Origin of the sequence: Sphingomonas sp. Leaf33 (genome assembly GCF_001421785.1) — a bacterium.
In the GTDB taxonomy this organism is placed as follows: Bacteria; Pseudomonadota; Alphaproteobacteria; order Sphingomonadales; family Sphingomonadaceae; genus Sphingomonas.
In genome coordinates, this window is sequence record NZ_LMLB01000001.1 from 500,305 (window position 1) to 510,767 (window position 10,463).

A 10,463-nucleotide genomic window follows, 5' to 3' on the forward strand; every position below is an offset into this window, starting at 1 on the left:
GACATAAAAGGTGCGTTCGACATGGCACTCAGGGGCAAGGATGCGATGACGCTGGTACGCGACGATCTGCGCGCGCGGGTCGATGCGATCGACCGACGGGCGGACCGGCTGCGACCCGGCGAAATGGCGTACGAGCTCGAGGCCATTCGCCGCATCGCGAATCGGCACGGCATCGGCCCGGCGATCACCGTCGTCCACGCCCTCGACGGTGCCTTGTCGCGCGGTGAGCGCGGGCCGCTGGTCCATGGCTGGCTGGCAATCCTGCGCGATGCGGTCGGCAGCAACGGATCGGTACCCCATGCCGCCGACATCTATGCCGCCGCCTGTGCGGTCCGGCTGACCGGCTGAAATACGCCTTACGATGGATGCCCTGGTTCCTGCCTTCGTCGGCGCATTGCTGGCGGGCGTTGGTGAACGGCCGGCCCGGCTCGCCGCGTTGCTGGGCGAGCGCCGCGGGGCCCTGGCCGGCTTCGCGTTGGGCCACGCTGCCGCCATCGCCATCGCCGTGATCGGCGCGCGCCTGATCGCGCCGACGCTGACGCCGGCCGCGCGATCGATCCTGCTGGCCATCGCGCTGATCCTCGCCGCGATCGGCACGCTGTGGCAGCGCCGTGTCGAGCGACCGCAAGGCCCCGCACCTATCGCCGCCGCCACCGGCAGCTTCGTCGGCGGTGACGGCACCGTGTTCCTTGCGTTCGCGCTGGCGGTGGGCGCATCGTTGCCGATCCTGGCAGGCGTCGGTGCGTTCGCCGGGGCGATGCTGCTGGCGGGCGTCGCCGGCGGGATGGGCCAGGCGTGGCTGCGTCTGCCGCTCAGGACCATCGGTCGGCTGGCGGGCGGCGTGCTCCTCGTCACCGGGATCTGCGTCGGTCTGGGCGGGCTCCGGCTGATCTAGACGATCGATCACCGTGGCGATGGTTTTGCCGCGCCGTTCCGGGAGCGAATCGCGCGCCACATCGTTACCGATGCGAAACCGACATTCCACTATCGGAGACTTTTCGTGGCCAATCCCGCTCCGCTCGCGACCCCGACCGACCTCAACCGCAACGACACCCGCACCGTGGCCGATGCGCTGAACGCCTCGCTCGCCGATTGCTATGCGCTGTACCTGAAGACCAAGAACTTCCACTGGCATGTGTCGGGCCCGCATTTCCGCGACTATCACCTATTGCTCGACGACCAGGCCGCGCAGATTCTGGGCGTGACCGACGCGATCGCCGAACGCGTCCGCAAGACGGGCAACCTGACGCTGCGCTCGATCGGCGACATCGCGCGCCGCCAGACGCTGAAGGACAACGACAAGGACTTCGTATCCGCCGCCGACATGCTGGCCGAACTGCGCGAGGATAATCTCAAGCTCGTCGAATCCTTCCGCGTCGTGAAGGACGCCGCCGACGAGGCCAAGGACAACGCGACCAGCGGCATCGTCGACGAATGGACCGACCAGGCCGAGGAGCGCGCGTGGTTCCTGTTCGAGGCCAGCCGCAAGGGGTAAGGGAACCGGGGGGCGGAGTCTCCGGTTAGCCCCTCATGCGCGCATTCGCCGACCTGCTCGATTCGCTGATCTACACCCGGTCGCGCAATGCGAAGCTGAGGCTGATCGGTGACTATCTGCGCGCGACGCCCGACCCCGATCGCGGCTGGGCGATGGCGGCGCTGACGGGTGACCTCGACCTGCCCGCGGTGAAGCCCGCCATTATCCGCGCGATGGTCGATGAGCGCGTCGACCCGGTGCTGTTTCGCATGAGCCGCGACTTCGTCGGTGATTCGGCGGAAACGATCGCGCTGATGTGGCCCGAGCCCGCGACGCCGCCGGCGGTGCCGCCCGACGCGCTGCGGCTGTCGGCGATCGTCGATCGGCTGGCATCGCTCGGCAAGGCCGACACCGCGGGCGTGCTGAGTGAATATCTCGACGCGATGGAGGCGGACGAGCGCTATGCGTTGCTGAAGCTTGCCACCGGTGCGCTGCGCGTCGGCGTCTCCGCGCGGCTGGCCAAGACGGCGCTCGCCACGGCGTTCGGCGTCGATGTCGATGCGGTCGAGGAAGTGTGGCACGGTCTGGCGCCGCCTTACGCCGAATTGTTCGACTGGGTGGAGGGGCGGGGCAAACAGCCGACCGCGGCCGACGTGCCCGTCTTTCGCCCGTTCATGCTGGCGCATCCGCTGGAGGAAACGGTCGTCGATCTCGCCGACTATGCCGCCGAATGGAAATGGGACGGCATCCGCGTGCAACTGGTCCATGTCGCGGGTGAGACGCGTCTCTATAGCCGGGCGGGCGACGACATCACCCGCAGCTTTCCCGAAGTGGCGGCGGCGTTCCGGGTGCCCGGCGTGCTCGATGGTGAACTGCTGGTCCGCGGCGATGCCCAGGGCGCCGGGCGCGACGACGCCACCGCCAGTTTCAACGCGCTGCAACAGCGATTGGGGCGCAAGACCGTGTCGGCCAAGATGCTGGCCGAGTCTCCGGCCTTCGTCCGGCTCTACGACATATTGTTCGATGGCGGAGACGACCTGCGGACACTGCCGTGGACCGGGCGCCGCGCACGGCTGGAGGCGTTCGTCGCCCGGCTGCCGGCCGACAGCTTCGACGTATCTTCGGTCATCGACGCCAGTGACTTCGCGCATCTGGGCGACATCCGCGCAGGCAGCCGCGATGCCGCGATCGAGGGCGTGATGCTGAAACGCCGCGACTCGCCTTACACCAGCGGTCGTCGCGTCGGGCTCTGGTACAAATGGAAGCGCGATCCGCTCGTCGCCGATTGCGTGATGATGTACGCGCAGCGCGGATCGGGCAAGCGATCGTCCTTCTATTCCGACTACACGTTCGGCTGCTGGACCGAGAACGGCGAACTGTCACCCGTCGGCAAGGCCTATTCTGGCTTCACCGACGAGGAACTGAAATGGCTCGACCGGTTCGTGCGAAACCACACCGTTGCGCGGTTCGGGCCGGTGCGCGAAGTCGAGAAGACGCTGGTGCTGGAAGTCGCGTTCGATTCGATTCACGCATCGAAGCGGCACAAGTCGGGCGTCGCCATGCGCTTCCCCCGCATCAGCCGCATCCGCCGCGACAAGCCGGCGGCGGAGGCCGACACCGTCGCCGCGCTCGAGCGGCTGGTGACCTGAGGCGGGTACGATTTTTTGGGGGTGGCCGTCATCGGGGTGCTGACCTACCCCGGTGGGCATGAGCACGCGGCCGACCGATGAACTCTGGGCGCTGACCGAGCGGGAAAAGCAGACGCTTCGACTGATCGTGCGCGGGCATGATGCCAAGTCGATCGCGCGCACGCTGGACCTATCGGTCCATACCATCAACGAGCGGCTGCGCGACGCCCGGCGCAAGATGGCGGTGCCGAGCAGCCGCGAGGCCGCGCGCCTGTTGTTCGAGGCGGAGGGCGCGACCCCCGAAAGTCTCGGGGACAGAGAAATCGGGGCAGACCCAGCGCCGGCGCCGGTCGATCAGGCGGCAGGACCGGCATGGCGCCGACCCGCGATCATCATCGGAGTAATGTTCATGACCTTGCTGCTCGGCCTGCTGGCGCTGGTCGCTGTACCACCTGCGACGCACGCTCCCGCCTCGACCGAAGTCGTGCGCACCGACGTCGTCCGGTCGGCGCAGACCTGGCTGGAACTGCTCGACCAAAGCAAATGGGACGACAGCTATCGCGGCACCGGCGCCGCGTTCCGCAAGCTCAACACGCTTAAGATGTGGAGCGACGCATCGGAGCGTGTCCGCAAGCCGCTGGGCGCGGTCGTATCCCGCACGCTGCTGAGCCAGGAAAACGTCCCGGCACCGCCCGACGGCTACGAAGTCGTAAAGTTCAGGACGCGGTTCGCCAACTCGGGCGACGTGGTGGAAACCGTGTCGCTGGAACGCGAAGGCAAGACGTGGCGCGTGGTCGGCGTGACCGTTGGCTGACCCGCGCCTTATTCGGTCGCCGGCACCAGCGTAACCTCGAACAGCTTGGGCCATAACTTGCCGGTGACGAACAGGCGCTTGCCCGCCGGGTCCCACGCGATGCCGTTCAGCACCGCGTCGGGATCGTTCGGGGCGATCTCGCGCGACAGGGCGCCGGCGTCGATGATCCTTGTCACATGGCCGTCGGCGGGGTCGATCGCGACGATGTAATCGGTCTGCCAGACGTTGGCGAAGATCTCTCCGCCCACCGTCTCCAGTTCGTTCAACTGGTCGATCGGCCGCCCGCGCACCGTCACCGTCACGCGGCGGCGCTCGGCGAGCGTGTCGGGATCGAGGAAGCGCAGGGCCGACGTGCCATCGGACAGCACCAGCTGGTCGCCCAGCGACGCCAGTCCCCAGCCTTCGCCCGGATAGCGCCGCGTCCCCATCGGCTTCAGCGACTTCGCGTTCCAGCGATAGGCGATGCCGTCACGCCACGTCAGGCTGACGAGCGTATCTTTGTAGCGCGCCAGCCCCTCGCCGAACTGCGGATAGGGAATCGCCTGGCGGGCACGGACTGCGCCGTCGGCGAGTGAGACGTGGCGAACTTCGGATCGGCCTTCCTTGCCCGTGCTCTCGAACAGGCTGCCGTCGTGCCAGACCAGCCCTTGCGTGAATGCGCGGGCATCATGTGGGTGGCGCGCGACGACCGCGACCTTGAACAACGGGATCGCGGCAGGCGTGGGCGCCGCCTGCGGTTGCGGCGGGGTCGGCTGCGCCTGGGGCGGGGCGGCGCCGATCAGCAGAACGGCGAGGGCGAGCGGAGCGACGCGGGCGATCATTGCGCCAATATAGGACGGCGCGGATGAATGGGGAATTGGCGAACGTTAGCCACGCTTAATCCCCGCCCTGCTCGCGCGAAGGCGGGAGCCCAGAGTTGCCGGATACAAACCTCACGACCTCCCGCTTCCGCGAGAGCACGATTGTTTCTGGACCGGATACCCCAAACGAAAACGGGCGGCGCCGCATCCGGCACCGCCCGTCTTTTCGATCACCCTGGGCTAGCGAAGCTTACTGCTTCGGCTCCAGGTTCACCGCGGCATGCTTGCCGCGACGGTCGATCTCGAGTTCGAAGTCGAGCTTGTCGCCTTCGTTCAGCGTCGGCAGGCCCGCGCGCTCGACCGCCGAGATGTGGACGAACGCGTCCGGCTGGCCGTCGTCGCGCTGGATGAAGCCGAAGCCCTTCATGGCGTTGAAGAACTTCACGGTGCCCGACGCACGCTCACCGGTTAGCTGACGCTGCGGGGCGCCACCGAAGCCACCGGCGGCACCACCGCGCGGGGCAGCGTCACGATCGCGCGGCGGACCACGGTCGGTCACCGGCATCGGCTCGCCGTCGATCTTCAGTTCGGTCGCCGAGATGCGGCCGCCGCGATCGACGAGGGTGAAGCCGAGCGGCTGACCCTCGGCCAGACCGGTCAGGCCGGCCTGCTCGACCGCCGAGATGTGGACGAAAACGTCTTCGCCGCCGTCATCACGGACGACGAAGCCGAAGCCCTTCTGACCGTTGAAGAACTTCACCACGCCGGTGCCTTCGCCGATCACCTGGGGGGGCATACCGCCGCCGCCGCCACGGCCGCCGCCGAAGCCGCCACCACCGCCGCCGCCACGGAAACCGCCGCCGCCACCGCCGCCGAAGCCGCCGCCACGCGAGCCGCCACCGCCGCCGAAGCCGCCGCCACCGAAGCCACCACGGTCGCCGCCGCCGAAGCCGCCGCCACCGAAGCCGCCACGATCACCACCGCCGAAGCCGCCGCCGCCGAAGCTGCTGCCGCCACCGTAGCTGTCGTCACCACCGCCGAAGCTGTCACGCTTGTCGCGGCCGCGTCCACCGCGATCGCCGCGGCCACCTTTATTGAAACTCATAACCCTATTCGTCTTCCCGGGTCGTCCGAATCGTCTTCCAACCGATGCACCGGACGACGGGCGCAGGGTTACGGACGCGATAGCGCGCACGTGTGAGACTCGGGCATAGACGAAATGTCCGATCGCCGCGAACGAATTCGACGCAATTAAGGCGCGTTTCGCGACGAACATTGCCTGTCTGTGGCGTATTCGGCACAGATCGCTACATGGACAATCTTTCCGCGCTTATCGCCGATCCCGCCGCCTGGGCCGCGCTCGTCACCCTGATCGTGATGGAGGTGGTGCTCGGAATCGACAACCTGATCTTCATTTCGATCCTGTCGAACAAGCTGCCGGAGGACCAGCGGCAGAAGGCGCGGCGGATCGGCATCGGGCTGGCGCTGGTCCTGCGCCTGGCGCTGCTGTCGATGATCGCGTGGATCGTCGGGCTGACCGCGCCGGTGTTCGACCTCGGCTGGTCGGCGCGCGATGCGGAAGGGCACATCCTCTACGACACGGCTTTCTCCTGGCGCGACCTGATCCTGATCGCGGGCGGCCTGTTCCTGATGTGGAAGGCGACGCGCGAGATCCACCACACGATCGACCACGAGGAGCAGGCCGAGACGCAGGCCGTGGCCGGCAAGGCCGCGATCAGCTTCGGCTCGGCGATCGTCCAGATCCTGCTGCTCGACATGGTGTTCTCGATCGATTCGATCCTGACCGCGGTCGGGATGACCGAGCATGTCGCGATCATGTACGTCGCGGTCATCGTCGCGGTCGTGACCATGCTGGTCGCCGCCGACCCGCTGGCCAACTTCATCAACCGCAACCCGACCGTGGTCATGCTGGCGCTCGGCTTCCTGCTGATGATCGGGATGGTGCTGATCGCCGAGGGCTTCGGCGCGCATGTGCCCAAGGGGTATATCTACACCGCGATGGCGTTTTCGGCCGGGGTCGAGGTGCTGAACATCCTGGCCAGGCGGCGGCGCGCGAAGAAGGCGGCCGGGGGCTGAGAACCGAAACCTCCGTTCGTCCTGAGCGCGGTCGGAAGACCGTTTTGTGATCCACCCGCGATGACCTCGCGGCGCGAAGAGCGGTGCTTCGACAAGCTCAGCGCGAACGGGATTGGGAAGGGGCGAGGAAAGGGGCGCGACGTGGCGAAGCCACGTCGTCGGACGCGCGGGTCGCGCGCCGGCCGCCGTGGCGAGTCCGCATCGAACGATGTTCGACGCGGCCGCCCGCTTCGTTGTTGAGCGTTCAGCCCGCTGCCCCTATGTGCCGCGCTATGACGGTTTACCTCCACGAAGAAGACATCCCCGCCGACCTGTTCGCGCCCGGCGCCTCGATCGCGGTCGATACCGAGACGATGGGCCTTATCACGCCGCGCGACCGGCTGTGCGTAGTCCAGTTGTCGGACGGTGGACCGGACGAGCATCTGGTGCGCTTCTCGCCGGGCAGCGACTATGCCGCGCCCAACCTGAAGGCGCTGCTGGCCGACCCCGCGCGCCTGAAGCTGTATCATTTCGGTCGTTTCGACATCGCCGCGATCCGCCATTACCTGGGCGTGGTCGCAGCACCCGTGTACTGCACCAAGATCGCGTCGCGCCTGGTGCGCACCTACACCGATCGCCACGGTCTGAAGGAACTGGTCCGCGAGCTGCTCGGCCAGGAAGTATCGAAGGCGCAGCAGTCCTCCGACTGGGGGGCGCCGGTGCTGAGTGATGCGCAAAAGGACTATGCCGCTTCCGACGTGCGCTATCTGCACGCGATGAAGGTGGAACTGGACAAGCGGTTGGAGCGTGAAGGGCGCATGACGCTCGCCCAGGCCTGTTTCGATTTTCTGCCGCACCGCGCCGAGCTCGATCTGGCCGGCTGGCCCGAGACCGATATCTTCGCCCATGCCTGACGCCCGCGCCGTCACCGCTGCGCGCTCCGCCCGCCAGCGCTGGGCGATGCCGGGCAGCAGCCACGACCGGTTCGTGGCGCTGCTGCAGGTCGCGCTGCCGGTCGGGATCGGCGTGCTTGCCGCTTTCCTGGTGATGGCGCCGCTGTTCATGGGTGGCGACGTCAGCTTCGTACTCGACAAGAACAAGGTCGATGTCGCGCAGGAACGCATGAAGCTGGAGGCGGCGCAGTATCGCGGGCAGGACCAGAAGGGACAGGCATTCACGCTGGATGCGGCATCCGCGGTCCAGCGCAGTTCGGCCGAACCGATCGTGCAGCTCAGCACGCTGTCGGCCGGGCTGGAGATGCGCGAGGGGCCGGCACGCCTGACCGCGCCCAGCGGGCGGTACGACATGCGCAGCGAACAGGTGAAGGTCGACGGGCCGATCGCCTTTGCCGCAGCCGATGGCTACCGCATGGACACGTCCGGCGCGACGGTCGACCTGAAGACGCGCAAGATGCAGAGCGACGGGGCGGTGCAGGGCAGCACGCCGATGGGCACCTTCAGCGCCAACCGCCTGTCGGCCGACCTGGAAGGGCGCGTCGTGCGGCTGGAAGGAAATGCCCGCTTGCGGATCGTGCCCAAGGGCGCGAATAGGCGGTGACCATGCGCGCTCGTACCGCCCTCTATGCCCTCGGCCTGCTCGCGACCTCCGCGTCCGCACAGGTCCGTCACAATTCGAACGCGCCGATCGATTTCAACGCCGGCACGATCGAGCTGCAGGACCGCGCCAACCGCGCGATCCTGACCGGTGGCGTCAACGTCCGCCAGGCGGATATGACGCTGGAGGCGCAGCGGATGACCGTCGCCTACACCGGCCGCATTACCGAGGGATCGCCGCAGGTATCGCGGCTCGACGCCTCGGGCGGCGTGACCGTCACCCGGCCCAGCCAGCGCGCCAAGTCGCAATATGCGGTGTACGATCTCAATCGCCGCCTCATCACCATGCTGGGCGGCGTGACCTTGGTCGAAGGCGTCGGCAACACGGTCAACGGCGGGCGGCTGACGATCGATCTCGATTCGGGGCGCGCGACGATCGACGGATCGTCGGTCGGCACGACAAAGGCGCCCGACGGCAGCGTGATCCGCCAGGGCGGTCGCGTGACCGGACGCTTCTCGGTGCCCAAGCGCGATTGACGCCGGTGTCCTCCCCCCGGGCTACCGGAGCGGAGGGGATGCGGCCGTCCGGCGCCGGGCTCAGGGCGTCGTGACCTTCTTGAACGCTTCCAGGTCCAAATATTTCACATAGGCGCCAAGCGCGGCGGACGCCTGCGGGTTAGTCAGCAGTTCCTGCATCGCGACCTGGCCCAGCGATTCGCCGGCCACGCGGAAGGCGGCGTTGTCGCGCAGCTTGAATACCGCGCGCGACAGGTCGGGGCAGTCGGTCACCAGCAACCGCGTGAACAGCGTCGCCATGCCGCGGTCGTATTTTTCCTTCTGGCCCGGCTGAACCGTCACGACGCCGGTCATCTGCGGGCCGGACGCCATGGCGACCAGCATCCAGCGCGCGACCAGGATGCGATCCTCCCCCGTCGTCTTCATCGCCATGCACTGGCCGAGCGCCTGTGCCGGCGACGCTGCGGCCGGCGGCGGCGTCTGGACCGGTGTCGTGGCGGCCAGGCCGAGTGCGATCGCAAATCCAATCATGATGTTCCCCCGTTGTCGGATGACCATGATGACGGCGGCCCGCGCCCGGCGCAATCGTCTGTGCGGGGCGATTCGACGCGCGCGACGCACGCGGCCCCTTTCCTCGCGCTCGCATTTCATGCAGGAATCCTGCCAAGTTCGAACGGCGTGAAAGCCCTTCGGTAACCCTATCGTGCCAGCAGGAGCACCGATGACCGACGCCGCCACCCTGTCCCCCGCGCCCGTCGTGCCGGTCGATACCGAAAACGGCCTGTCGGTCGTGTCGATCGCCAAGGCCTATGACAAGCGCACCGTGCTGACCGATGTCTCGCTGACGGTCGGTCACGGCGAGGTCATCGGTCTGCTCGGCCCCAATGGTGCGGGCAAGACGACGTGCTTCTATTCGGTGATGGGTCTGGTGAAGCCCGATTCGGGGCGCATCATGCTGGACGGCGACGACATCACCGGCCTGCCGATGTACCGCCGCGCGATCCTGGGGTTGGGGTATCTGCCGCAGGAAACCTCGATCTTCCGCGGGCTGTCGGTCGAAAAGAACATCCTTGCGGTGCTGGAGCTCGCCGAGCCGGACAAGGCGGCGCGGGCGGCCAAGCTCGACCGGCTGCTCGACGAATTCGGCCTGACGCGCCTGCGCGATGCTCCGGCGATGGCGCTGTCGGGTGGCGAGCGGCGTCGTGCTGAGATCGCGCGCGCGCTGGCGGCCGACCCGTCGATCATGCTGCTCGACGAACCGTTCGCCGGCATCGATCCGATCTCGATCAGCGACATCCGCGATCTGGTGAAGACGCTGAAGGGCCGCGGCATCGGCGTACTCATCACCGATCACAACGTCCGCGAGACGCTCGACATCGTTGACCGCGCCTACATCATCTACGACGGCCGCGTGCTGTTCACCGGCAGCCCTCAGGCGCTTGTCGCCGACGAGAATGTCCGGCGGCTGTATCTGGGCGAGGGCTTCGAGCTCTAGGGCGATGGCGGGCGCGCTGCATATGTCCTCCCCGGCACGGGGAGGGGGACCAGCCGAAGGCTGGTGGAGGGGGGGCGCCACGGGCGATCCCCTTGCAGCACGCCCCC

General features: G+C 67.7%; 13 protein-coding genes. 10 read left to right on the forward strand and 3 right to left on the reverse strand.

All coding sequences use genetic code 11. The features are described from left to right. Positions 1-21: 21 nt before the first annotated feature. The 5 genes from ASE86_RS02530 to ASE86_RS02550 all read left to right on the forward strand — a co-directional run bounded on the left by ASE86_RS02530 (position 22) and on the right by ASE86_RS02550 (position 3,916). Entirely contained in the window at positions 22-348 is a 327-nt protein-coding gene (locus ASE86_RS02530; protein WP_056421961.1) for a hypothetical protein, read from the forward strand. Between the two features lie 13 nt (positions 349-361). After that, on the forward strand, positions 362-895 hold the full coding sequence (locus ASE86_RS02535; RefSeq protein ID WP_056421963.1) for a hypothetical protein: 534 nt from the start codon (positions 362-364) through the stop codon (positions 893-895). Positions 896-1,000: 105 nt separating this feature from the next. Beyond that, the gene (locus tag ASE86_RS02540; RefSeq protein ID WP_056421965.1) at positions 1,001-1,495 is read left to right on the forward strand and encodes a Dps family protein; all 495 of its coding nucleotides are present in this window, start codon (positions 1,001-1,003) and stop codon (positions 1,493-1,495) included. 35 nt (positions 1,496-1,530) lie between these two features. After that, the gene (locus ASE86_RS02545; RefSeq protein ID WP_056421967.1) at positions 1,531-3,123 is read left to right on the forward strand and encodes a cisplatin damage response ATP-dependent DNA ligase; all 1,593 of its coding nucleotides are present in this window, start codon (positions 1,531-1,533) and stop codon (positions 3,121-3,123) included. 58 nt (positions 3,124-3,181) lie between these two features. Next, positions 3,182-3,916 carry a helix-turn-helix domain-containing protein gene (locus ASE86_RS02550; protein WP_056421969.1) on the forward strand — a complete coding sequence of 245 codons (735 nt, stop codon included), beginning with the start codon at positions 3,182-3,184 and terminating at the stop codon, positions 3,914-3,916. A gap of 8 nt (positions 3,917-3,924) precedes the next feature. Here the strand turns inward: ASE86_RS02550 and ASE86_RS02555 are convergent, their stop codons facing one another. Together ASE86_RS02555 and ASE86_RS16660 are read right to left on the reverse strand one after the other, a co-directional pair. Further along, positions 3,925-4,737, reverse strand: a complete 813-nt coding sequence (locus ASE86_RS02555) for a glutaminyl-peptide cyclotransferase (protein ID WP_056421971.1) — start codon at positions 4,735-4,737, stop codon at positions 3,925-3,927. Between the two features lie 229 nt (positions 4,738-4,966). Beyond that, positions 4,967-5,821, reverse strand: coding sequence for a cold-shock protein (locus ASE86_RS16660; RefSeq protein ID WP_056421973.1), 855 nt, complete (start codon positions 5,819-5,821; stop codon positions 4,967-4,969). Positions 5,822-6,027: 206 nt separating this feature from the next. On the opposite strand from ASE86_RS16660, the gene ASE86_RS02565 reads away from it, so the two are divergent. From ASE86_RS02565 to ASE86_RS02580, 4 genes are all read left to right on the forward strand, one after another. Next, on the forward strand, positions 6,028-6,813 hold the full coding sequence (locus tag ASE86_RS02565) for a TerC family protein (RefSeq protein WP_056421975.1): 786 nt from the start codon (positions 6,028-6,030) through the stop codon (positions 6,811-6,813). A 272-nt stretch (positions 6,814-7,085) separates the two neighbouring features. Beyond that, on the forward strand, positions 7,086-7,706 hold the full coding sequence (locus ASE86_RS02570; protein WP_056421977.1) for a ribonuclease D: 621 nt from the start codon (positions 7,086-7,088) through the stop codon (positions 7,704-7,706). Continuing rightward, entirely contained in the window at positions 7,699-8,349 is a 651-nt protein-coding gene (gene lptC / locus ASE86_RS02575; RefSeq protein ID WP_056421979.1) for an LPS export ABC transporter periplasmic protein LptC, read from the forward strand. The genes ASE86_RS02570 and lptC overlap by 8 nt, the downstream gene beginning before the upstream one ends. A gap of 2 nt (positions 8,350-8,351) precedes the next feature. Beyond that, positions 8,352-8,882, forward strand: a complete 531-nt coding sequence (locus ASE86_RS02580) for an LptA/OstA family protein (protein WP_056421981.1) — start codon at positions 8,352-8,354, stop codon at positions 8,880-8,882. Positions 8,883-8,942: 60 nt separating this feature from the next. Here the strand turns inward: ASE86_RS02580 and ASE86_RS02585 are convergent, their stop codons facing one another. Next, on the reverse strand, positions 8,943-9,392 hold the full coding sequence (locus ASE86_RS02585) for a hypothetical protein (RefSeq protein ID WP_156347004.1): 450 nt from the start codon (positions 9,390-9,392) through the stop codon (positions 8,943-8,945). 190 nt (positions 9,393-9,582) lie between these two features. On the opposite strand from ASE86_RS02585, the gene lptB reads away from it, so the two are divergent. Continuing rightward, entirely contained in the window at positions 9,583-10,356 is a 774-nt protein-coding gene (gene lptB / locus ASE86_RS02590; protein ID WP_056421983.1) for an LPS export ABC transporter ATP-binding protein, read from the forward strand. The last annotated feature ends 107 nt before the right edge of the window (positions 10,357-10,463 follow it).